This is a genomic window from Acinetobacter sp. SFD, assembly GCF_001647575.1.
Taxonomy (GTDB): Bacteria; Pseudomonadota; Gammaproteobacteria; order Pseudomonadales; family Moraxellaceae; genus Acinetobacter; species Acinetobacter pecorum.
This window is the reverse complement of record NZ_LSZJ01000013.1, coordinates 21152-43781: the sequence shown is the minus strand read 5'-3', so window position 1 is coordinate 43781 and position 22630 is coordinate 21152. Positions and strand designations below refer to the sequence as shown.

General features: G+C 42.7%; 23 protein-coding genes and 1 tRNA gene. 17 read left to right on the top strand and 7 right to left on the bottom strand.

Annotated elements, in window-relative coordinates:
- Positions 1–2: 2 nt before the first annotated feature.
- Positions 3–1016, bottom strand: coding sequence for a sulfate ABC transporter substrate-binding protein (locus AY605_RS09750; protein ID WP_064096471.1), 1014 nt, complete (start codon positions 1014–1016; stop codon positions 3–5).
- A gap of 175 nt (positions 1017–1191) precedes the next feature.
- Positions 1192–2199, bottom strand: a complete 1008-nt coding sequence (locus tag AY605_RS09745; protein WP_064096216.1) for a sulfate ABC transporter substrate-binding protein — start codon at positions 2197–2199, stop codon at positions 1192–1194.
- A gap of 160 nt (positions 2200–2359) precedes the next feature.
- On the opposite strand from AY605_RS09745, the gene pabC reads away from it, so the two are divergent.
- From pabC to AY605_RS09725, 4 genes are all read left to right on the top strand, one after another.
- On the top strand, positions 2360–3172 hold the full coding sequence (pabC, locus tag AY605_RS09740) for an aminodeoxychorismate lyase (protein WP_064096215.1): 813 nt from the start codon (positions 2360–2362) through the stop codon (positions 3170–3172).
- Position 3173: 1 nt separating this feature from the next.
- Positions 3174–4232, top strand: a complete 1059-nt coding sequence (gene mltG, locus AY605_RS09735; protein ID WP_064096214.1) for an endolytic transglycosylase MltG — start codon at positions 3174–3176, stop codon at positions 4230–4232.
- A 2-nt stretch (positions 4233–4234) separates the two neighbouring features.
- Positions 4235–4834 carry a dTMP kinase gene (gene tmk / locus AY605_RS09730; RefSeq protein WP_064096213.1) on the top strand — a complete coding sequence of 200 codons (600 nt, stop codon included), beginning with the start codon at positions 4235–4237 and terminating at the stop codon, positions 4832–4834.
- Between the two features lie 97 nt (positions 4835–4931).
- Positions 4932–5348, top strand: a complete 417-nt coding sequence (locus tag AY605_RS09725; RefSeq protein ID WP_064096212.1) for a PaaI family thioesterase — start codon at positions 4932–4934, stop codon at positions 5346–5348.
- A 111-nt stretch (positions 5349–5459) separates the two neighbouring features.
- On the opposite strand, the gene nadB is transcribed toward AY605_RS09725, so the two are convergent.
- Complete coding sequence (gene nadB, locus AY605_RS09720; protein WP_064096211.1) at positions 5460–7088, bottom strand: L-aspartate oxidase; 1629 nt, start codon at positions 7086–7088, stop codon at positions 5460–5462.
- Between the two features lie 236 nt (positions 7089–7324).
- Between nadB and AY605_RS09715 the strand changes: the two genes are divergently transcribed.
- The 11 genes from AY605_RS09715 (at position 7325) to AY605_RS09665 (ending at position 16661) form a co-directional block, all read left to right on the top strand.
- Positions 7325–8710 carry a Do family serine endopeptidase gene (locus tag AY605_RS09715; RefSeq protein ID WP_064096210.1) on the top strand — a complete coding sequence of 462 codons (1386 nt, stop codon included), beginning with the start codon at positions 7325–7327 and terminating at the stop codon, positions 8708–8710.
- Between the two features lie 120 nt (positions 8711–8830).
- Positions 8831–9283, top strand: coding sequence for an acyl-CoA thioesterase (locus AY605_RS09710; protein WP_064096209.1), 453 nt, complete (start codon positions 8831–8833; stop codon positions 9281–9283).
- 252 nt (positions 9284–9535) lie between these two features.
- Complete coding sequence (gene lepA / locus AY605_RS09705; protein WP_004279065.1) at positions 9536–11353, top strand: translation elongation factor 4; 1818 nt, start codon at positions 9536–9538, stop codon at positions 11351–11353.
- Positions 11354–11373: 20 nt separating this feature from the next.
- On the top strand, positions 11374–12201 hold the full coding sequence (lepB, locus tag AY605_RS09700) for a signal peptidase I (RefSeq protein ID WP_064096208.1): 828 nt from the start codon (positions 11374–11376) through the stop codon (positions 12199–12201).
- A gap of 24 nt (positions 12202–12225) precedes the next feature.
- Positions 12226–12597, top strand: a complete 372-nt coding sequence (locus tag AY605_RS09695; protein ID WP_064096207.1) for a DUF4845 domain-containing protein — start codon at positions 12226–12228, stop codon at positions 12595–12597.
- Complete coding sequence (rnc, locus tag AY605_RS09690) at positions 12569–13267, top strand: ribonuclease III (RefSeq protein ID WP_004279062.1); 699 nt, start codon at positions 12569–12571, stop codon at positions 13265–13267. The genes AY605_RS09695 and rnc overlap by 29 nt, the downstream gene beginning before the upstream one ends.
- Positions 13267–14295 (top strand): GTPase Era, encoded by a 1029-nt coding sequence (gene era, locus AY605_RS09685; protein WP_064096206.1) that lies wholly within the window; start codon positions 13267–13269, stop codon positions 14293–14295. The genes rnc and era overlap by 1 nt, the downstream gene beginning before the upstream one ends.
- 38 nt (positions 14296–14333) lie before the next feature.
- Positions 14334–14531 carry an NF038104 family lipoprotein gene (locus tag AY605_RS09680; RefSeq protein ID WP_064096205.1) on the top strand — a complete coding sequence of 66 codons (198 nt, stop codon included), beginning with the start codon at positions 14334–14336 and terminating at the stop codon, positions 14529–14531.
- Positions 14532–14542: 11 nt separating this feature from the next.
- A complete protein-coding gene (recO, locus tag AY605_RS09675) occupies positions 14543–15253 on the top strand; it encodes a DNA repair protein RecO (protein WP_064096204.1) in 711 nt (236 codons plus the stop codon).
- A 13-nt stretch (positions 15254–15266) separates the two neighbouring features.
- Positions 15267–15992, top strand: a complete 726-nt coding sequence (pdxJ, locus tag AY605_RS09670) for a pyridoxine 5'-phosphate synthase (RefSeq protein ID WP_064096203.1) — start codon at positions 15267–15269, stop codon at positions 15990–15992.
- A gap of 15 nt (positions 15993–16007) precedes the next feature.
- On the top strand, positions 16008–16661 hold the full coding sequence (locus tag AY605_RS09665) for a tRNA-(ms[2]io[6]A)-hydroxylase (RefSeq protein ID WP_064096202.1): 654 nt from the start codon (positions 16008–16010) through the stop codon (positions 16659–16661).
- Between the two features lie 121 nt (positions 16662–16782).
- Here AY605_RS09665 and AY605_RS09660 read toward each other — a convergent pair.
- Positions 16783–16858, bottom strand: a tRNA-Asn gene (locus AY605_RS09660).
- Between the two features lie 236 nt (positions 16859–17094).
- On the opposite strand from AY605_RS09660, the gene AY605_RS09655 reads away from it, so the two are divergent.
- Positions 17095–17538, top strand: coding sequence for a hypothetical protein (locus tag AY605_RS09655; RefSeq protein WP_064096201.1), 444 nt, complete (start codon positions 17095–17097; stop codon positions 17536–17538).
- Positions 17539–17565: 27 nt separating this feature from the next.
- Here the strand turns inward: AY605_RS09655 and AY605_RS09650 are convergent, their stop codons facing one another.
- Positions 17566–17997, bottom strand: coding sequence for a PaaI family thioesterase (locus AY605_RS09650; protein WP_064096200.1), 432 nt, complete (start codon positions 17995–17997; stop codon positions 17566–17568).
- Positions 17998–18782: 785 nt separating this feature from the next.
- Between AY605_RS09650 and AY605_RS09645 the strand changes: the two genes are divergently transcribed.
- Positions 18783–20120 (top strand): MATE family efflux transporter, encoded by a 1338-nt coding sequence (locus tag AY605_RS09645; RefSeq protein WP_064096199.1) that lies wholly within the window; start codon positions 18783–18785, stop codon positions 20118–20120.
- 49 nt (positions 20121–20169) lie between these two features.
- On the opposite strand, the gene AY605_RS09640 is transcribed toward AY605_RS09645, so the two are convergent.
- Both AY605_RS09640 and map read right to left on the bottom strand, forming a co-directional pair.
- Positions 20170–21405, bottom strand: a complete 1236-nt coding sequence (locus AY605_RS09640; protein WP_064096198.1) for a pyridoxal phosphate-dependent aminotransferase — start codon at positions 21403–21405, stop codon at positions 20170–20172.
- Positions 21406–21660: 255 nt separating this feature from the next.
- The gene (gene map / locus AY605_RS09635; protein ID WP_064096197.1) at positions 21661–22488 is read right to left on the bottom strand and encodes a type I methionyl aminopeptidase; all 828 of its coding nucleotides are present in this window, start codon (positions 22486–22488) and stop codon (positions 21661–21663) included.
- Positions 22489–22630: the final 142 nt, after the last annotated feature.

Below are 22630 nucleotides of genomic sequence, written 5' to 3'. Positions count from 1 at the left end.
AATTACTTTGCGCTGTTTGCCTTTACAATTTGATCAAACACGCCACCATTTTCAAAATGTGTTTTCTGCACTTTATCCCAGCCCCCAAATTCCTGATCAATGGTGACAAGTTTTAATGGCTTAAATACCTGGCTGTATTTGGCCAGAACTTTGGCAGTACGTGGACGATAGAAGTTACGTGCCGAAATTTCCTGACCAAGGGGGGAATACAGGAAGTTTAAATAACCCTGAGCCAGGTATTTGTTGCCTTTTTTAGCAGCATTTTTTTCTACAATCGCAACCGGCGGCTCAGCCAGAATCGACAGTGATGGGGTTACAATTTCAAACTTGCCCGGCTGTTCACGAAGGGCAAGATGCGCCTCATTTTCCCAAGCCAGTAAAACATCCCCAATCCCGCGTTCAGCAAAAGTCGTGGTTGAGCCACGTGCTCCAGAATCTAGCACTTTGGTATTTTTATAGATTTTACGGACAAATTCTTGCGCAGTTTTATCGTTTCCACCTGCCTGATGCTTGGCCCAAGCCCATGCAGCCAGATAATTCCAGCGCGCACCGCCTGAGGTTTTCGGGTTTGGCGTAATGATCGCTACACCGGGTTTAACCAGATCTCCCCAGTCTTTAATCCCTTTGGGATTGTTTTTGCGCACCAGGAAAACGATAGTTGAAGTATAGGGTGTCGAGTTATTGGGTAAATTCTTTTGCCAGTCTGCAGGTAACAGTTTGGCTTTCGCTTCCAGTACATCAATATCAGCGGCCAGAGCTAATGTCACGACATCGGCATCCAGTCCATCAATTACCGCGCGAGCCTGTTTGCCTGAACCGCCATGCGATTGCTTAAAATTGATTTTTTGACCGGTACGGCTTTCCCAGTATTTGCCAAAATTCTTATTTACATCTTCATACAGTTCACGGGTCGGATCATAGGATACATTGAGAAAATCACGTGCTGCTGCACCAAATGAGGTTACCGAGATAACAGCTGCTAAAACCCCAAGTTTTAATGTATTTGAAATGCTCATCTGGACTGAATCTCTGATATGTTCTGTAACATAAGTGCAGAATAAACTCATTCTTTATGCATAAAAAATAATTAAAAATGAATTTTATATGAAAAAAAGAGATAAATAACCTCTTAAGTGTTTGAAATAAGAATGGCCTTATGAATAAAGGCCATAATGAACTGCATTTAAAGTATTATTTTGCGTGATTGGCTTTAACAATCTGGTCAAACACACCGCCATTGTCAAAATGCTGTTTCTGAACTTTGGTCCAGCCACCAAACTCTTTATCAATGGTTACCAGCTTCAATGGCTTGAATACATTATTGTGCTGCTTCAGGACATTCGCATTACGTGGACGGTAAAAGTTTTTCGCCGCCACAGTTTGCCCAGCAGGTGAATAGAGGTAATTTAAATAGGCTTTGGCGAGGTTTTCATTACCGTCTTTTTTTGCATTTTTTTCTACAATCGCCACCGGTGGTTCAGCCAGAATAGACAGAGAAGGGGTAATAATCTCAAATTTACCCGGTTGTTCACGGACAGCTAAATGCGCTTCGTTTTCCCAGGCCAGTAATACATCCCCAATCCCACGTTCAGCAAAAGTCGTTGTGGCACCGCGTGCTCCAGAATCCAGTACTTTGGTCTGTTTATAGATTTGACGCACAAAGTCTTGTGCTTTAGCATCATTGCCACCTTTTTGATGTTTGGCCCATGCCCAGGCAGCCAGATAATTCCAGCGTGCACCACCTGAAGTTTTTGGGTTCGGGGTAATAATGTCTACGCCCGGTTTAACCAGATCTCCCCAGTCTTTGATCCCTTTTGGATTGCCTTTATGTACAAGGAAAACGATAGTTGAAGTATAGGGTGTCGAATTCTGCGGGAATTTCTTTTGCCAGTCTTTAGGCAGCAAACCTCGTTCTGCAATCTCATCAATATCTGCTGCCAGTGCCAGTGTCACAACATCGGCATCCAGTCCGTCAATCACGGCACGTGCCTGTTTGCCTGAACCACCATGTGACTGTTTATAGTTAATATCCTGACCGGTGGTTTTTTTCCAGTATGCGCTGAATTCCTTATTGAAATTATCATATAATTCACGAGTCGGGTCATATGAAACGTTTAGGAAATCTTTTGCAGAGACACTAAAAGCGCTTGCTGATACCAGTGCTGCCAATACCCCAATTTTTAATTTACGAATGCTCATTTTTGCCTCAAGTTTTTTAGCTTTTGTTAGATGAGGCAAGAATAGCTTGAGTTTTTTTGCATAAAAAATAATTAAAAAAGAATTGGATGTGAGTAAAAGAGATATATAGGTGAAGCCTGGATTTTACTGCACAATTTTTCATTTTAGAGGCCGTAAAAATATGCTGTATTTAAAAAATGCCCAACGCGTCAGCCATATAGAGGTGCTGGATCGTGGCTTTCATTATGGTGATGGTTGTTTTACGACGGCCCGGATTCGACATAACCGGATTGAATTGTATGATCGTCATTTGATACGTTTACAAAACAGCAATCAGAGCTTAAGCCTGAATGCCAATCTTGATCTGATCACGGAAAGTTTACAGCTTCTAGGGGAATCACAGGGTAAGCTGAACGGGACATTAAAGATTGTGCTCAGTCGTGGAGTAGGGCAGCGCGGTTATAGTTTGCCGGATCATCCAGCAGATCTCTGGCTGTTTTATTATCCTCAAGACATACAGGATTTTAAGTTTGAACAGATTCAAAGTGGCGTATTGCAGCAGGCAGTGGGATTGACTATGCCCAGTCTGGTTGGACTGAAAACCCTGAACCGCCTGGAGCAGGTTTTACTGAAACAGGAAGCAGATCAACGCGGCTGGCCTGAGGCAATAGTGACAGATGTACAAGGTGGCATTGTCGAAGGGGTGAGCAGTAATTGTTTCATTCTTATAAAGAATACATGGATTACGCCGGAACTCCGTTATAATGGCGTCTTCGGTGTCATGCGTGCAGAAATTCTACAACGTATGCAAGATCAGGGTATTGTCTGTGAACAACGATATATGAGTATGGATGAAATTTCCCATATTCGGAGTCTGTTTTTCTGCAATGCACTCAGCCCGATGAAAATTGTCACACAATTTGAGCAGCGCGCCTTGGATGGCAATGCTTGTATTGAACTTTTTAACCGTCTTCGATTAAACCAGATGTCTTAATATGTCAGCTTCCAAACCTAAAGCCAAAAAGAACAATAAGGTGAGATCTTCCTCATCTTTCAAAGGAATTGTCTTAGTACTGATTGGTATTGCTTTGATCTTGGGGTTAATCCTAAAGAGCAGTTTGTGGAAAGATTATCCTGTTGAAGGAAAAAAACAGCTGCTCGCGATTGAATCTGGTCAAACCTATTCCGGTTTCATTGATCGCCTGGCCAAAGAAGATCAGGTGAGTTTTCCGATCATCCTGAAACTGTATCAGCGCATCATGATTCATGACACCATGAAAGCGGGCGTGTATGAAGTACGCCAAGGCATGAGTTTTCGTCAGGTATTGGAAATGATTTCCAATGCAGACAATGCCCAGATGAGCCGGATTCTGGTGATTGAAGGCACAACATTTAAACAGCTGGTCGATATCCTGAAGAAAAATGATCTGGTTACCAAGGAAGTGCTGCATCTGCCTACTGCGCAATTACTGAAAGAACTCAATATTACGTATTCACATCCCGAAGGGTTGTTTGCACCGGATACTTACTTCTTTGCCAAAGGTGAAACAGACCGCAAAATTCTGACCAATCTGTATCAGCGACAGATGAAAATACTGGATGAAGCGTGGGCAAAACGCGCGGCTGATCTACCGTATCAGAATAAATATGACGCGCTGATTATGGCATCAATTATTGAAAAAGAGACCAGTATTGACCGTGAGCTGGAACAGGTTTCCGGGGTGTTTATACGCCGTTTAAAAAATGGTATGCGTTTACAGACTGATCCAACGGTAATTTACGGAATGGGTGACAGCTATAACGGTAATATTACCCGCAAGGATTTACGCACACCGACGCCGTATAATACCTATACCATTTCAGGGTTGCCGCCAACACCAATTGCCTTGCCAAGCAAGAAAGCCATTGAAGCAGCCATGCATCCGGATAATTCTGAGAATCTGTACTTTGTAGCGACCGGCGATGGTGGACATAAATTCACCACCAATCTGAATGATCACAATAAAGCCGTACAGGAATATCTGACGATTTTACGTTCGAAAAGTAAGGAATGAGTATGTTTATTAGCTTTGAAGGCACAGAAGGTGTGGGTAAAACTACGCTCATTCGTTCGATCTATGCAGATTTTATCGCACAGGGCAAGGACGTTATTCTCACTCGCGAACCGGGGGGAACACCAATGGCCGAGCAGATTCGTTCGCTATTGCTGACAGTGAATCATGAAGAAACCATGGCGCATGATACCGAGTTGCTATTGATGTATGCAGCACGTGCACAGCATCTGGCACAAGTAATTCTGCCTGCATTAGAAGCCGGAAAGATTGTGCTGTGTGACCGTTTTAGCGATGCCAGCTTTGCCTATCAATGCGCGGGGCGGGGCCTGAGTGAAACCAAGTTACAGGTACTCAATAACCACTTTGTTGCACGTATGCCAGACATTACCTTCTGGTTAGAAGCACCTATTGAGCTGGGAATGAACCGTGCACGTGAACGTGGGGCACTGGATCGTTTTGAACAGGAGAAAGTCACTTTCTTTGAGAAAGTGAGAGCAGGCTATGAAAGCTTGTGGCAACGTGATCCAGAACGCATCAAACGTCTGGATGCGACCCAAACCCCTGAACAGGTATTTGAGCAGGCCTTAAGTTATCTAAAATAAGCTGGGTCTTAAAATACTTTTTTTTATTTGAGTTTTCTCTAGGTTGATGCGTGAAAAATCTTCTATATTAAAGTGGATATAGAAGATTTTTTATAATATGAAAACGACTAAAACTGAAATAGAACAATTTTTACGACAAGAGTTTCCACAAAGCCTGGAGAAGTGTCGGATTGAGGAAGTTTCTCCGCGTGGAGCTACTTTGCTGTATCAGGTGAGGTCAGAGGAATTGCGTCCTGGCGGCACCGTTTCTGGTCCAACCATGATGACCTTGGCGGATTTTGCTCTTTATGTTGCGATTCTGGGTGAAATTGGATTGGTCGGTCTGGCCGTGACCACTAACTTGAATATCAATTTCTTACGTAAGCCTTCTGGTGGTACCGATATACGGGGAGAGTGTAAGCTGATCAAGGTCGGCAAGGCACTGATCGTGGGAGAAGTCTGGATTTTTTCGATAGATCTTGAAGAACCTGTGGCGCATGTGACCGGAACATATTCAATTCCACCACAACGTTAAATATTTGAAAGTGAGAAGACTGGCTATAAATAGCCTAAGCTAAGTTGAAGCAAATAAGAATTTAAAAATAAAAGGAGTTATGCTGCCGATCAGTATATCTCCCCAGATTATTTAAATATTGACCAGTGGGGTTTCGACTTCAAAATTTGGTGGGGTGAGTACAGTTTTGCGTAGTTCAGGTAGCAGTGCTGGATAATCGAGCGTGAAATGCAGACCTCTCGATTCTTTACGGTACATGGCACAGCGTACAATCATCTCGGAAACCAGTACCAGATTACGAAGCTCGATCAGGTTTTTACTGACCTGATAATCCTGGTAGTACTCGGTGATTTCTTTTTTTAGCATTTCAATACGATGTAGCGCACGTTCCAGACGCTTCGTCGTACGTACAATCCCGACATAATTCCACATGGTTTGACGTAACTCGTCCCAGTTTTGCAGAATTACCACATCTTCATCCGGATTAGTGACCTGGGAATCATCCCAAGATGGTACTGCAGGAAAGGTATAGGCAGGATTGAAATGAGTTTGGATATGTTCGGCCGCACTCATCCCATAAACAAAGCATTCTAAAAGTGAGTTACTTGCCATTCGGTTAGCACCATGTAGACCGGTATAAGAGGTTTCCCCAATTGCATAGAGTCCGGCAATATCAGTCTGACTGTTTTCATCAACTACGACACCACCGCAGGTGTAATGGGCTGCCGGAACAACTGGAATCATGTCCTTGGTAATGTCGATCCCTAGTTCAAGTAAACGGGCGTACAGGGTAGGGAAATGTTCTTTGACAAAGCTTTCATCTTTATGGGTAATGTCCAGCCAGACATGCCGAATACCGAGACGCTTGATTTCATAGTCGATGGCACGTGCCACGATATCACGCGGTGCGAGTTCGGCGCGTTCATCAAAACGCAGCATAAAGCGTTCGCCATCTGGCAGGCGCAGATAAGCGCCTTCGCCGCGCATTGCTTCAGTAATCAGGAAAGAACGTGCTTGAGGATGATAAAGGCAGGTCGGATGAAACTGGTTAAATTCCATATTTGCAACCCGGCAGCCGGCACGATAGGCCATGGCAATACCATCACCTGTGGCAATATCCGGATTTGAAGTATATAAATAAGCTTTCATGGCACCGCCACAGGCTAGGGCGGTAAATGGGGCCAAGAAGGTATGCACTTTTTCAGTTTGTTCATCTAGGGCATATAAACCCAGAGCACGATTATTACCGTCTAACCCCAGCTTTTGTGAACAAATCAGGTCAATCGCAATATAATTTTCAAAGATTTTAATATTCTGTTTTTCTTGAGCCCGTTGTACCAGAGTAGTGGAAATGGCACGACCCGTGGCATCGGCAGCATGAATAATTCGGCGCTGTGAATGACCACCTTCACGGGTAAGATGTAACTGTTCCTGTTCATCCAGGGTAAATTGAACGCCATGTTTCAGCAAGAAATCAACTGACGGTTTCCCACCTTCTACTGTCTGTTTTACCGCTTCCATTTCACACAGTTGCGCACCTGCAATCATGGTGTCATCAATATGCTGTTCAATTGAGTCCATTTCATCCAGGACTGCGGCTACGCCACCTTGCGCATAAAAGGTACTGGCATCTGTCAGGGTAGATTTCGCCAAGACTGCAATATTAAAATGGTCTGGGAGTGACAAGGCTAAGCTTAAACCGGCACCGCCGCTGCCCACAATAATGACGTCAAATTGATGGGTAAGAGATGAATGAGACATGTCCATCAGCTAATTTTAAAAAAAGTTTGGTAATAACAGCGCTTTTTTGTGCAAAAGGCAAGCATTGAAGTGCTCATTTATTGATGAAAAAAATTAATCAAAGTCTTAACTTAGGGTTTTGATAATGAGATATTGTCCAGAGAGACGTTTTGAAACATATTATTACTTAAACTTTACAGTGTTTGTGATAAAACCTATTTACATAAATTTATCAACAATTTGAGTGAATAATTTATATGAAAATTCTAGACTTAAAAAAAGGATTATTTGCAGCGACCCTCACCATGAGTGCTGCACAGTTACAGGCGGTCACGCCGGTTGATTTTTCAAATCTGGTGGAGCAGGTCAGTCCTGCTGTAGTCAGTGTCAATGTCGTTAAAAAAATGAGCGAAGAAGAGCTCTTACAACAACAAGTTCCAGAAATTCTGCGCCGCTTTTTTGGCAATCAGGTGATTATTCCGCAGCAGCGTATGCCACAGGAAAAAACCGGTTATGGCAGTGCATTCTTTATCAGCAAGGATGGTTATCTGCTGACCAATCATCATGTGGTTGAGGATGCTTCCAAAGTTACAATTACCCTGAATGACCGTCGTGAAATTGATGCCACTGTTGTCGGTAGTGATGCACGAACTGACGTAGCTTTGCTTAAAGTTAATGGCTCGAATTTTCCAGAATTACGCACAGGAGATGTCGGACGCTTACGTGTTGGTGAGCCTGTTCTTGCCATTGGTTCGCCATTTGGCTTTGATTATTCCGCTTCTGCCGGAATTGTCAGTGCCAAAATGCGCAACATGATGGGTGAAACTGCAGTCCCTTTTATCCAGACCGATGTAGCTCTAAACCCAGGTAATTCCGGTGGCCCTCTGTTTAACCAGCGTGGTGAAGTAGTCGGTGTTAACTCACGGATCTTTAGTGGAACCGGTGGGTATATGGGTTTGTCCTTCTCGATCCCGATTGATGTGGCGATGGAAGTTGCGGATCAATTGAAGAAGAACGGCAAAGTGACGCGTTCATATCTGGGGGTGAGTTTGCAGGATATCGACCGTAATCTGGCTGAATCCTATAATCTGCCTAAACCAGAAGGTTCTCTGGTAACTCAGGTTGCGCCAAATTCACCGGCTGCACGTGCAGGTCTGCGTGCCAGTGATGTCATTTTAAAATACAACGGTACCCCAATTTCACGTACCAGTGAATTGTTGAACTATCTGAACCGTACTGCACCCCAGCAGCAGGTACAGCTTGAAATTTTACGTGATGATAAACGTCGTAGTCTTTCAGCGACTTTAAGTGCGGCACCAGATGATACGCCAGCAAAAGCAGGCACGCAGGCACAGCCGAACAAAGGGCCAGTAATCGGGGTTTCAATTCGTGATCTTAGTCCGGCAGAGCTGGCGCAGTTAGAAATTAAAGGTGGGGTTGTGATTCAGGATGTACGACCAGGTGGTATTGCGGCACAGGCACGAATTATGCCGAATGATGTGATCACGCAAATTAATAACCAGAAAGTACTGAATTCCAATCAGTTTGTACAAGAGGTGTCTGAACTGAAAAAGGGTAGTATCGCGCGCGTGACCTTGATCCGTCAGGGTCAGCTTGCTGTGGTTGGCATGCGTATCTCATAAAATTGCTAGATTTTCATGAAAGACCGCTTGTATAAGCGGTTTTTTATTTTTTGCAATTTACCCCAGCGATAAATTCGGTAGACTCTATAACCTTAAAATCATGGAAAGGATAACAGCGAAGTGAGCGGTATTTTTGATCTTGCTTTAAAGGTTCAAGCCAAACATATTGATGGATTAGGTCATGTGAACAATGTGATCTATGTGCAATGGATGCAGGATGTCGCATCAGCTCATATTGAAAAACTGGGCTTGGGATTAAAGCAATATGTGGAACTGAAACATGCCATGGTCGCGGTTGAGCATCAGGTGCAATACCGTAAGGCGGCTTTTGAAGGCGATGAGATTATTCTGCGCACCTGGCTGAATGATCTTAATGCCCTGTATTCCTTTAGACAATACGCATTTTATCGGCCCCAGGATCAGACCCTGTTGTTTACCAGCAGTACTCAATGGGCCTGTATTGAAATGGCCACAGGGCGCCCAAAACGCATGTCACCGACATTTACCCAGGCTTATCAGCCACTTTCAGAACATATAAATCCTTTTGATTTTTCCACTTTATATCTGGATTGAAAAGATTAGGCTCTCTAGCCTGATCAGGATATCGGTCTAGCATTGAGGAGTAAATGGAGGTGGCAGTGATCTTCTACGTGTGGTGTTGATTGAGATTTCGCTTGACTGTGGCGTACATAAGCTGAGGGATAAAGGAAAAAATATAATTCTTTTTCTAGATCACCATTCTGCTATAATCCTTCGCAATTTCTATTCGGCTTTTGTTATGTAATATTTTTAAATTACATAGCGCGTTTTTTCTCAAGGTAACCCATGGCGCAAGCTAAAAAATCTGTTGATATTAAAAACATTCGTAACTTCTCGATTATTGCGCACATTGACCATGGTAAATCGACCCTAGCGGATCGCTTTATTCAAACTTGTGGCGGCTTGCAAGATCGTGAAATGCAGGCTCAAGTCCTTGACTCAATGGAGCTTGAGCGCGAACGTGGGATTACCATTAAAGCCACTTCGGTAACCTTGTACTATACTCATCCCAACGGTCAAGAGTATCAGTTGAACTTTATTGATACACCGGGACACGTTGACTTCTCGTATGAAGTATCACGCTCGCTCGCTGCCTGTGAAGGTGCCTTGCTGGTGGTAGATGCTGCGCAGGGCGTAGAAGCACAGTCGGTTGCCAACTGCTATACCGCAATTGAACAAGGTCTGGAAGTACTTCCGGTACTGAACAAGATCGACTTGCCGCAAGCTGAGCCTGAACGTGTGATTCAGGAAATTGAAGATATTATCGGAATTGAAGCCACAGAAGCGCCGACCTGTTCTGCAAAAACAGGTTTGGGTATTGAGGGTGTGCTTGAAACACTGGTCAATGTAATTCCTGCACCGGAAGGTGATCGCGAAGCGCCGTTACAAGCGCTGATTGTGGATTCATGGTTTGATAACTACCTGGGTGTCGTTTCTCTGGTACGCGTCAAGCAGGGTCGTGTGCGTAAAGGCGACAAGATGTTGATCAAATCAACAGGTCAAACGCACATCATTACTTCTGTAGGGATCTTTAACCCGAAACATACTGAAACAGGTATGTTGGAAGCGGGTGAAGTTGGTTTTGTCATTGCCGGTATTAAAGATATTTTCGGTGCGCCTGTCGGTGATACGATTACCTTGGCAACCACACCTGAAGTGGCAACATTGCCAGGCTTTAAAAAGGTGAAACCGCAGGTTTATGCTGGTCTATTCCCGATTGATGCCAGCGATTTTGAACCTTTCCGTGAAGCTTTGCATAAGCTACAAATCAATGACTCGGCCTTGTTCTTTGAACCTGAAAGTTCAGATGCACTGGGTTTCGGTTTCCGTTGTGGCTTCTTGGGTATGCTGCACATGGAGATCGTACAGGAACGTCTGGAGCGCGAGTACGATCTTGACCTGATTTCTTCTGCGCCAACCGTTATTTATGAAGCGGTGATGAAGAATGGCCAGACGATTTATATCGACAGCCCATCCAAAATGCCGGATGGTTCAACGGTTGAAGATTTACGTGAACCGATTGCTGAATGTCATATCCTTGTGCCGCAAGAATACCTAGGTAACGTCATGACATTATGTGTTGAGCGCCGTGGTGTGCAAAAAGACATGAAGTTTATGGCGAATCAGGTTTCTATTACTTTCGAAATTCCAATGGCCGAAGTGGTCATGGACTTCTTTGATAAATTGAAGTCATGTTCACGTGGTTTTGCCTCACTCGACTATAACTTTGTCCGTTTTGAAAGCTCATCTTTAGTCAAAGTAGATGTGCTGATTAATGGTGAAAAAGTCGATGCCTTGGCGATGATCTGTCACCGTAACGATGCACGCCATCGTGGTATTGCACTGGTTGAAAAAATGAAAGACCTGATTCCACGTCAAATGTTTGATGTCGCGATTCAGGCGGCAATTGGGGCACAAATCATTGCCCGTTCGACTGTAAAAGCCATGCGTAAAAACGTATTGGCGAAGTGTTATGGTGGTGACGTGTCACGTAAGAAAAAACTTCTGTCTAAACAGAAAGAAGGTAAGAAGCGCATGAAACAGGTGGGTAGTGTAGAAATCCCGCAAGAAGCGTTCTTAGCCGTATTAAAAGTCGAACGCTAAAATAATAAGGATATAAGCCCATGGATTTTGATTTTAATTTGATTCTTGTGCCTGCGACTCTGTTTTTTGTCGCAGTGTGGTTGCTAGACAAGTTTGTCTTGAAACAAAGGCAAACCCGGGGCAAGGGTAACGAGAATTTCATTATCACTTGGGCTTATGATTTTTGGCCGGTACTCGCCATTGTGCTAATCCTGCGTTCATTTTTATATGAACCTTTTAATATCCCATCCGATTCGATGGTGCCGACCCTGGAAACTGGCGACTTTATTCTGGTGAACAAGTTCGACTATGGCATCAAACTGCCTATTGTGAACACTAAAATTATTGATACTGGTAGTCCAGAACGTGGTGATGTCGCGGTGTTCCGTTATCCACCTCAACCTTCCATCAGCTATATCAAACGAATTGTCGGCTTGCCAGGTGATCATATTGTTTATGATCATGGTCAGCTGAGTATTAATGGTAAAAAAGTAGCAAAAGTTCCGGTGGAGTTTAGCCGCGAAAAAGACCGTTTAGATACACCGACAGCTATTTATCATAAAGAAACCCTGGGCGAGCATACTTTTACCATGCGTGAGCTGGAAGGGGTGAATGTTGCTCGTCAGGCACCTTATATTAACTATCTGGAAAATGGTAAATATTCAGGTGAAAATGGTTTATATTGGGAAGTCACAGTGCCAGAAGGTCACTACTTCGCGATGGGGGATAATCGCGATCAAAGTGCTGACAGTCGTTTCTGGGGGCTTGTTCCGGAAGAAAACTTAACAGGTCGTGCATTCTATATCTGGATGCATAAAGAACCTGGCTTTAAATTGCCGTCGTTTAGTCGAAACGGAACAATTGATTAATTGTTTCAAGCAGGAAAATAAAAAATGAGACATCAACAAGGTGCTTCTTATATTGGGGTTTTAATTGCAATTGTGGGCTTTGCATTTCTTGCAAAAGTGGCGATTGCGGTTTGGGGGCCATACTTTGATGATCGTATGGTCGATGGTGAGATTGAGGCGCTGTTAAAAAGTGCTCCTGCAAATATCACGCCGGAAAAATTTAATTCTGATCTGTCTAAGCGTTTAGAGATGAATAATATTCGTGATTTTGACATTAAACAGAATGTTATTCTCGACAATGCGCAAGCGATGGTCGTAAGAAAGAATTATGAAGTTCGTAAGAATTTCCTAATGAATATCGATTTAGTGATGAAGTTTGAGAAAGAGTTTGATCAAAGCACAGTCAAAGCTAAATGATGAACGTCTTGCCAAACGAATCGGCTATCAGTTTAAACAGGCTGATTTGCTGAAACTGGCATTGACTCATCGTTCAGTCAGTCATAAACACAACTACGAACGCCTGGAATTTCTGGGCGATTCGCTTTTAGGGATGATTATTGCGAATTATCTTTTTAATGCCTATCCAAGCGAAAATGAAGGCCGGTTGACGCGTATGCGTGCCACCTTGGTTCGTCAGGAAGCATTAGGAAAAATCGCCAATGATTTAAAACTGAGCCAGAATTTAATTCTCAGTACCGGTGAATTGAAATCTGGTGGTCATCATCGTGAGTCTATACTGGCAGATACGGTAGAAGCTATTATTGGTGCAATCTATGTCGACTGCGGTGATCTCACCGTGCTAGAACCGATTGTGTTAAAATGGTACGAACCCTATTTAGACCATATTGAGCCGACAGACCAGCTTAAAGACCCTAAATCCCGCTTACAAGAGTATTTACAAGCACGTAAGAAACCTCTCCCGGTTTACGAGGTTGTGGATATTCAAGGTGATGCACCCAATCAGCATTTTAAAGTGGAATGCCAGATTGCGGGATTACCGACTATGCAAGGCGAAGGTGCGAGCCGGCGTTTTGCTGAACAAGCCGTTGCGGCGGATATTTTGAAACTTTTGGAGCATAAGTCTTAATGACTACTCATTCCGATCACATTGATGCTGATCACGAGTCGCAAAGCGACAGTCACGACCTGGTAAATCAATTTTTTAGCGCACAAGGCACTGAAATCCCATCGGACTATCGCAGTGGTTTTGTTGCCATTGTAGGTCGCCCGAATGTGGGAAAATCTACTTTAATGAACCATATACTGGGTCAAAAACTTTCGATTACCTCACGTAAACCGCAAACCACACGTCATAAAATCGTGGGGATTGATTCACGTGAAAAATCTCAGGCGGTATTTGTCGATACGCCAGGGATGCATAAAAAAGAAGTCCGAGCCATCAATAAAATGATGAACCGCGCAGCGCACTCTGCACTGCGTGATGTTAATCTGGTGCTATTTGTAGTAGATGCCCAGAAATGGACACCAAATGATGAGCTGGTTCTGGAAAAGCTAAAAAACGCTGAAATGCCAGTGATTCTGGTGATCAACAAGCTGGATACCTTTGAAAACAAGAACGAAGCTTTGCCGCTTATTCGTGAACGCGAAAAGCTGATGAACTTTGCGGAAATCGTGCCGGTATCTGCGCTTCGTGGTGCCAATCTCGAACATTTACGTGACACGATTGCCAAGTATCTTCCATTCCAGCCACCACTGTATTCGCTGGATCAACTGACCGATCGTTCAGAGCGTTTCCTGGCATCTGAAATTATCCGTGAAAAGATCATGCGTCAGCTGGGTGAAGAGCTTCCATACGATTTGACCGTTCAGATCGAATCATTTAAAACTGAAGAACCGGTCTTGAATGAAAAAACCGGTCGTATGAAAGCCGCCTGTACCTATATTGATGCTACGATTTTTGTCGATCGTCCGAGCCAGAAAGCGATTGTGATTGGTGAGAAAGGTGTCAAACTGAAAAAAATCGGTATGGATGCGCGTCTCGACATGGAAAAAATGTTCGAACAGAAAATCATGCTGACGCTTTGGGTGAAAGTCAAAGGTGGCTGGTCTGATGATGAGCGTGCATTAAAAAGTTTAGGTTATAGTGATATCTAAGCGATAAAAATTTGTAAGACCCTTTAAGGAATGCCGTGATGATAAAAGTGTTAGCAGTCGTTACATGTATTGTATTTCTGCAAGGCTGCATTCATAAAGTAGTCACGGTTCCTGTCAAAGTGGCTTATAAAACCACAAAAGTCGCAGTCAAAGGCACTGCGGCTGTTGTAGGTGCCGTCATTCCTGATGGGGATGATGATGAAGATGAGAAAAAATCAAAAAAGAATAAAGATTAAAGAAGTAATCTATGCGTAATGAAGTACTGCATGGATATTTAATTCATCATCGCAAATATCGCGATCGCAGCCATATCGTACATTTATTTACCCGGGAATATGGCCGTATTGACGGGATTTTAAGGCAGACACCGCCGCCACAATATCAGCCCATTCGTTTGCAAGCCTCAGGTAAGTCAGAACTCAAAAATTTTACGAAGCTGGAAATTGTTAATCAGCCCATTTTCTTTTTCGGGGATGCATTCTTTTCAGGATTTTATCTGAATGAGATTCTACTGCGACTGTGCCCACTTGAAGTGGAAATGCCGCAGACTTATGCCAAATATGGAGAAACTCTAGTGGCCTTGCAGCAGCTTTCTACGCAAACTGATCCGAATACTTATCTCAAGCAGATCTTGCGTCAATTTGAACATATCTTGTTGGAAGAACTTGGCTATGGTCTGGATTTTTCAGTCGATGCCAATCAGGCGCAGATTAATCCTGAGCAACATTACTATTTTCAGCTTAATGATGGTTTCATGCCCTCTGCCAAAGTTTCACGTTCGACCATGTCTGGACAGCAGATTTTAACTATGCTGAGCCATGAAAATGGTAGGGATTTTAATCCAGAACAGTTACAATTATTGACGAAGCTTTATCGACAGGTCATCACTGCCTTACTCGGTGATCGACCACTCAAAAGTCGGCAATTGTGGATCCAAAATTCTCAATCTCAATCGTAGTTAGGAAAATGTTATGGCTGCATTACTTGGTGTCAATATTGACCATGTCGCAACTTTAAGACAAGCACGTGGTACGACGTACCCAGACCCAGTCAATGCTGCATTGATCTGCGAACAGGCGGGGGCAGAGGGCATTACCCTGCATTTGCGCGAAGACCGTCGTCATATTCAGGATGATGATGTACGTCGTATGCGTCCGGTATTGACCACACATATGAATCTGGAAATGGCGGTCACGGATGAAATGGTTGCTTTTGCTAAGGAAATTCAACCGCAGCATGTCTGTTTCGTGCCTGAAAAGCGCCAGGAAGTCACTACTGAAGGTGGGCTGGATGTGGTTGGTCATTTTGAAGATGTGAAAAAAGCCACTCAAGAACTGACTGCGATTGGCTGTGATGTGTCGTTATTTATTGATGCAGACATTGCCCAGATCGATGCTGCTGTTGCTTGTGGAGCACCCACGATTGAAATTCATACCGGTGCCTATGCGGATGCTGAAACACCTGAAGCACAACAGGCTGAACTAGAGCGCATTATTAAAGGAGCTGAGTATGCAGCTGCTAAAGGTCTAGTAGTAAATGCAGGTCATGGTCTGAATCTGGATAATGTCACGCCGATTGCTGCAATTCCCCAAATTCATGAATTAAATATCGGTCACTCAATTATTGCAGATGCAGTTTTTGTTGGTCTGGCGCAAGCTGTACAACAAATGAAGGCTGCAATTAAAGCTGCACGTTAAGATTGCAAGAAACATATGTCAAATAATGATTACGATGAACTCATGAAGCCTGTGATTGGTTTCCTGGGTTGTGAAACTCCTAAAGCCTGGGTGGATGAAGCATTAAAAAATTTAGATATTTTGATGCAAGACCATGCCAACTGTGAAAAGAAAGCCGCCAGTACCGCGATGAACCTGATGTTCCGTTACAGTTTCTTTGTGGATTTGCAGGTCAAGCTGGCACAGCTGGTCCGTGAAGAAATGCTGCATTATGAGCAGGTACTTGAACTAATGGCAAAACGTGGTCAGCAGTGGACTGGTCTCAGTGCAGGACGTTATGCCGGTGGCTTGCGTAAAGAAATCCGTACTTATGAGCCAGAAGCACTGATTGATGTGTTGGTGATTGGTTCATTTGTAGAAGCACGCTCCTGTGAACGTTTCTATGCACTTGCACCGCATGTTGATGAAGAGCTGGGGCGTTATTACCGTTACTTGCTCAAGTCTGAATCGCGTCATTTTGAGGACTATTTGGCCTTGGCGATAGATGTGGCAAGAGAGGCGAAGCTGAAAAATCCAAAAGAAGATATTCAGGCACGTATTGAACATATTAGAGAAGTGGAGAAAAATCTGATTTTAAGCCCAGATGAGATGTTCCGCTTCCATAGTGGTGTGCCTACCAAAGCAGCTTAGGAGCTATATTAAGATTAAGAAAATCCTCCATTGACTGGGGGATTTTTATTTTCTGATGAGGGTTGGTAAATCTCAGGCAATAAAAAAGCCCAAGTCTTAAATGCTTGGGCTTTCTTGAATTTGGCTCTCCCACCTGGGCTCGAACCAGGGACCTGCGGATTAACAGTCCGTCGCTCTACCGACTGAGCTATGGGAGAATCTGAATGCGATTATAGAGAGATTTCAGCAGGGGTCAAGCAAAAACTGTCATATTTCTAACAAATTCAATTTATATGATTTTAATTTAAACAATCATATAAAATTCATAAAAAAAGCTTGTCAGAATAAATATCACTTGATAGATTGAAGACATAAAGTCGTTTGACCAGATGGTCAAACAGTGTGGATTTAAACCTACTTGCCAGCACAAAAATGGCTAAACCGGAGAAAGCGAATGAATACGCTCACCATCCCTCAAATTTTCTCGCAACTATCTTTTTATCAATATCATTATCTCGAAATTATTCAGGATTCCGCACAGTATTTTACCCTGGTTGTGGGTGCAAAAATTGATTTATGGCCATTAGCAGCTAGACAATTGTACTTGGGCGATTTGTTACAATTGTGGTTTGCAGAAAAATGGCTGGTTGAAAAAGAACGCCAATTCAGCTTTGAAGTATTCCTGAATGTGCCTGAAACACAACCAAAAGAGCTCTTTATTTATGCCATTTCAGGCAATCTACTAACTGGTACAAATCAGTCTAAAGTTTGGCAGGCCTCTTCTGCACAGACCCAGAAGCTGAGTGTGGCAAATGTCTCCAAACATTATTTCGAGTATTGTGCTCTGTCCCGCCCCAAACCTGCCAAAGTGGCGCAGACAGGATGGGGGATACTGTAAATCCCTGATTAGGGAAGCTGACTCGATTTAACGTGTAATCACACAGGCGGCGGTTGCGTAAGCATAAAGCTCGCCATTTTCATCGATGATTTGTCCTTCTGAGATTCCGAGTTTTTCACCGAGGTTAATGACCTTGCCAATGGCATTTAACGGTTTATTTTGCGGGATGGGACGACACATTTTTATATTGAGATCAGCAGTGCCGTATCTGGCGCCTGCTTCTAAAAGTGTATGAATTGCACAGCCTGTTACGGTATCCAGTACAGTTGCAGCAAAGCCCACGTGTACATTACCCAGCGGGTCTAAATGGTGTTGATCTGCTTGTACCTCGAACGTGATCTCACCACTTTCAATTAAGGTGGGGCGCATTGGAATGGTTTGGCTCATGGTTGGTGCGGGAATTTTTCCATCCATCATCGCTTGTATCATTTCAAAACCTGAAAGATTCTTAATATCCATTGCTTGTCCTTATTATTTTAATTTCTAGATTGGAACTTATATTTTATAGAGAGGGGTATTGGATTAACAATTAAAGATTGTATAAGGAAATGTACAAAGGTTTTTACGTATAGCCAATATAGTAAAATGATTAAAAATAATAATACCGACGAGAAACAGCCATGAAAGCAAAATTTTTATGCGGTGCTTCTCAATTTGAAGTAGAGCTTAAAAACCACGAAGTGGTAGCATGTCATTATTCGATGAGTCGCCCTCAGACCTGATGGAACTTTAATATCTGTTGATATAAAAAATATTCATTTTATTGACTAGCAGCATTTATCAGTCATCAATATTTTCGAATGGGTGGAATAATCCTAGGAAAAAATGACAGAAGCTGAAGTTATTGTTATGTTTCAGCAGCCTGCTTCCTGAAAATAATACGATTAAGATAAGTAAAGAATGAATCTGTTGTATCTGGTGAAAATATTCAATATGAAGCTAAAGCTCTCTATAAATCATTATAAACCCGCAAGTAAAAAATACGATTCCTGTAAAAGGGTCAAACTCTATTTTCGTAGAGCGATTAAAAACTCAAAAGAATAAATTGCAATTTCTAAACTAATCGAATTATTCTTCTTCAGAAGAAAAATTGAAGGCGGTTGCATGAATATTTTCTATAAAATTAATAAATTTAAAGATTTATGGCACAATAATGGTATATATTTTTACTGATATATCTCAGTTTTAAATAATCTGCTAAAAACGAAAATTTATAAAAAAATTAAAAATCGAGTGCTAGGGTAATGAAACAGTTTTTGCATCTTTGGGTGCCTATTTTTCTCAGTAATGCCATTATTATGCTAAGTGGTTTATTCGATGTGATTTTCCTGTCACATTTTTCATCTCAGCATGTTGCTGCTATGGCTGTGTGTCTTTCAATTTATTCATTGTGTTTTGTTTCAGGGATTGGAATTCTGCAAGGCATGATGCAAGAACTGGCTGAGGCCAAGGGGAGACAGGCTTTTTCTGATATACAGCGGATTGTGAAACAAGGTGTTTTGATCGTACTTATCGTGTCTGTTTTGGCGGCTTGGCTATTTACCCATGCCACACCCTTACTCAATCTTTTAAAAGCCGATGATGAACTGCAAGCCCTGATTACACCATGTTTGATGTTAATGGCATGGATAATTCCAGGACACCTTTTATTACGTATTTTATATATTCTGACGCAAACTTGTGGACAGGCTAAACGGGTATTTTATGCCAATATTTTATATTTGATTTTCAAGGTTTTATTGGGGTATTGCTTGATTTTTGGTATTGAAGGTTACATTGCTGCTTACGGTGTGCAAGGTGCTTTTATTTCAAGCTTGATTATACAATGGTTAATGTTATTTATTTATTATTTTGTATTTCTAGAGAAAATATTAAGAATTCAATGGTCAGGCACATTTTTACATTGGGCTACTCTAGTTAAAATTCTCAGAATTGGTGTGCCTAATGGTATTGTCACGTTTGTGGATGTATTTGCAGTCAGTGCGATTGCACTGCTGATTTTACCCCTGGGTGACATTGTTATAAATTCCCATCAAATTATGCTGGGTCTGTTGGGCTTGATGTTTATGGTGCCGCTGTCAATGGGATCTGCCTTTAGTATTTTGGTATCGACGAAAATTGGTGCAGAACATATTGAATCAGCATGGCAGTTAAGCAAAAAAGCAGTGGTAGTTGTTCTGTCGATTGGATTGTGCCTTGCTAGTTTTGTCTGGATATTTCAGCGTTGGATTATTGCTTTATTTAGTGGTGACCAGCAGGTATTGGCGGTGGCATTCAGTTTGATGATGCTCGTGTGTTGGATGCATATCTTTGATGCCATTCTGGTGATTAGTGTCAATATGCTGCGCTGCTGGAAAGAAGTGGTGTTGCCCATGTTTATTTTTACCACTACAGTTCTGGTGCTTGGTTTGGGTGGCGGCTGGTATATTGCCTATCATCCTATTTCATTTATGAATATTGATTTCAATGCTTTGGGAATACATGGCTTTTGGTGGATGCTTGCTATTGCCTATACGGTTGCTGCCTGTTTATGTTTGCTATGCCTGAGCCTAAAGTATCGATATTATATTCGTCGCACATAAAAAAACCCGCGAATTTCGCGGGTTTTTCAAATCTGATGTTTCAGCCAGATTATTTGGCAGCTTTTTCAGCTTCGATTGAAGCAATTGCTTCATCTACGCCTTCGATAGAATCAGCCGCTTTCTTGATACGTGCAAGTGCATCTACCAGTACTTCGTCAGCAGTTGCGTAAGAGATACGCATGAAGCCGCCTAGACCGAATGCATCACCAGGAACCACTGCAACACCAGTTTCTTCCAGTAACCAAGCAGAGAATTCTGTGCAAGATTTAAGACCTTTGGCACGAATTAACGGTTTGATGTTTGCATATGCATAGAAAGCACCATCAGCAGGTAGGCAAGAAATACCTTTGATGTCATTCAAGCCATTTACAACCAGGTCATGACGGCGTTTGAATGCTTCAATCATTGGCTCAAGCACGTCTTGAGGACCATTCAATGCAGCTTCTGCAGCAACTTGTGAAATAGAAGTTGGGTTAGAGGTTGATTGAGACTGGATTTTCTTCATCGCACCAATCAGTTTTGCAGGACCCGCTGCGTAGCCGATACGCCAGCCAGTCATTGCATATGCTTTAGATACACCATTCAATACGATTGTACGATCGTAAAGGTCAGGTGCAACTGTTGCGATGTTGTAGAACTCGTCCTCCCAACGGATTGGTTCGTACATGTCATCAGATGCGATAAATACTTCTGGGTATTTACGCAGTACGTCAGCCAATGCTTCAAGTTCTTCTTTGGTATAGATCATACCTGTAGGGTTAGAAGGGCTGTTTAATACCACTAGACGAGTTTTGTCAGTGATTGCAGCTTCTAATTGTTCAGGCGTGATTTTGAAGCGTTGCTCTTCACCACATTTCACAATTACAGGTACACCTTCAGCGATGATGACCATGTCTGGGTAGCTTACCCAAAATGGTGCAGGAATAATCACTTCATCGCCTTTATTTAACAAAGCCAAAGCTAAGTTAAAGAATGATTGCTTACCACCACAAGAAACCAGAATCTGGTTTGCTGCATAGTCTAGGTTATTGTCACGTTTGAATTTGGCAATAATGGCTTTTTTAAGACCTGGCGTACCGTCAACAGCGGTGTATTTAGTGAAACCGTTGTTAATCGCTGCAATTGCTGCATCTTTGATGTGTTGAGGGGTATCAAAATCTGGTTCACCTGCGCCCAAACCAATCACGTTATGACCTGCAGCTTTTAATTCAGCAGCTTTGTTGGTCACAGCAAGCGTAGGGGACGGTTTGATGGCATTCACACGATCAGAGAGACGTACGTCCACGGCAGTATTCCTTCTTATAGGGATTAAAAAATAAAAAAGCACATTATCTTAGCCTAAAATAGTGCAGATAGGGCAAAAGAATTTGGAAAACTTTAAGGAAAAAATGGTGTCTTGGCCGAACTTTATCTTGAATTTCGATATGCTCGGAGCGGGAGAGAAGAGACTTGATACATCTCGGTCATGCATGTGGATGCATGAAATATAAAATAAAAATGGCCACTTTAAAGTGGCCATTGTGCTGCACTAAGATTGTAGTTATGCCGTAAAGCGTGACAAATCCTCTTCTGGACGTGCTGTCAAAATTTCCACACCAGTTTTGGTTACTAGAACTGTATGTTCGTATTGTGCCGATAATGTGTGATCTTTGGTGACTACCGTCCACTTGTCACCCAGTAGTTTGGTTTTCCAGTCGCCCCCATTGACCATCGGTTCAATGGTAAAGGTCATGCCTTCTTCAAGGATCATACCGGACTCTGGCTGGCCATAATGCAGGACTTGCGGTTCATCATGGAAAGTCGTACCAATACCGTGACCACAATATTCACGTACTACGCCAAAACGTTCGGATTCAACATACTGCTGAATGGCATGACCGATATCACCAATGGTTGAGCCCGGTTTTACAGTTTCAATACCACGGTACATAGCTTCTTGGGCTACATTACATAGACGGTTGGCAAGGATCGTGGTTTCACCACCGACGATGTACATCATATTGGTGTCACCATGATAGCCATCTTTAATTACGGTCACATCAATATTCAGGATGTCGCCTTTTTTCAATTTTTTGCTGTCTGATGGAATGCCGTGACATACCACATGGTTCACAGAGGTGCAAATCGAATGTTGGAAGGCAGGTCGACCCGGTGCAGCACCATAGCCTAAACATGCTGGAATGGCCTGCTGCTGATTGACAATATAGTCATGACAAATCGTATCAAGTTCCAGTGTAGTAACACCCGGAACAATATGCGGTTTGATCATATCCAAAACTTCTGCCGCCAGTCGCCCCGCTACACGCATTTTTTCAATTTCGTCAGGGGTTTTGATAAGTCGACGTGGAGCTTGATAAGTGTTGTTCATGATCTCTAAAAACTTTTGGAAATTTGTGTGTGACTATGGTATAAATAGCCGCCCATTTTATCAAATGCTTTTTCGTGAATAAATTTCACGGGCTTTGTGCGATGAGGCAAAAAAATCCGCACATATATCGACACATTACTCT

Coding starts and splice junctions, on each gene's coding strand:
- AY605_RS09725 (WP_064096212.1), top strand. CDS start 4,932: ATGAAAACGACTAAAACTGAAATAGAACAATTTTTACGACAAGAGTTT.
- AY605_RS09695 (WP_064096207.1), top strand. CDS start 12,226: ATGAGACATCAACAAGGTGCTTCTTATATTGGGGTTTTAATTGCAATT.
- AY605_RS09715 (WP_064096210.1), top strand. CDS start 7,325: ATGAAAATTCTAGACTTAAAAAAAGGATTATTTGCAGCGACCCTCACC.
- tmk (WP_064096213.1), top strand. CDS start 4,235: ATGTTTATTAGCTTTGAAGGCACAGAAGGTGTGGGTAAAACTACGCTC.
- era (WP_064096206.1), top strand. CDS start 13,267: ATGACTACTCATTCCGATCACATTGATGCTGATCACGAGTCGCAAAGC.
- AY605_RS09650 (WP_064096200.1), bottom strand. CDS start 17,997: ATGGATATTAAGAATCTTTCAGGTTTTGAAATGATACAAGCGATGATG.
- lepA (WP_004279065.1), top strand. CDS start 9,536: ATGGCGCAAGCTAAAAAATCTGTTGATATTAAAAACATTCGTAACTTC.
- nadB (WP_064096211.1), bottom strand. CDS start 7,088: ATGTCTCATTCATCTCTTACCCATCAATTTGACGTCATTATTGTGGGC.
- lepB (WP_064096208.1), top strand. CDS start 11,374: ATGGATTTTGATTTTAATTTGATTCTTGTGCCTGCGACTCTGTTTTTT.
- AY605_RS09680 (WP_064096205.1), top strand. CDS start 14,334: ATGATAAAAGTGTTAGCAGTCGTTACATGTATTGTATTTCTGCAAGGC.
- AY605_RS09645 (WP_064096199.1), top strand. CDS start 18,783: ATGAAACAGTTTTTGCATCTTTGGGTGCCTATTTTTCTCAGTAATGCC.
- mltG (WP_064096214.1), top strand. CDS start 3,174: ATGTCAGCTTCCAAACCTAAAGCCAAAAAGAACAATAAGGTGAGATCT.
- AY605_RS09665 (WP_064096202.1), top strand. CDS start 16,008: ATGTCAAATAATGATTACGATGAACTCATGAAGCCTGTGATTGGTTTC.
- AY605_RS09750 (WP_064096471.1), bottom strand. CDS start 1,016: ATGAGCATTTCAAATACATTAAAACTTGGGGTTTTAGCAGCTGTTATC.
- AY605_RS09745 (WP_064096216.1), bottom strand. CDS start 2,199: ATGAGCATTCGTAAATTAAAAATTGGGGTATTGGCAGCACTGGTATCA.
- pdxJ (WP_064096203.1), top strand. CDS start 15,267: ATGGCTGCATTACTTGGTGTCAATATTGACCATGTCGCAACTTTAAGA.
- recO (WP_064096204.1), top strand. CDS start 14,543: ATGCGTAATGAAGTACTGCATGGATATTTAATTCATCATCGCAAATAT.
- AY605_RS09655 (WP_064096201.1), top strand. CDS start 17,095: ATGAATACGCTCACCATCCCTCAAATTTTCTCGCAACTATCTTTTTAT.
- map (WP_064096197.1), bottom strand. CDS start 22,488: ATGAACAACACTTATCAAGCTCCACGTCGACTTATCAAAACCCCTGAC.
- pabC (WP_064096215.1), top strand. CDS start 2,360: ATGCTGTATTTAAAAAATGCCCAACGCGTCAGCCATATAGAGGTGCTG.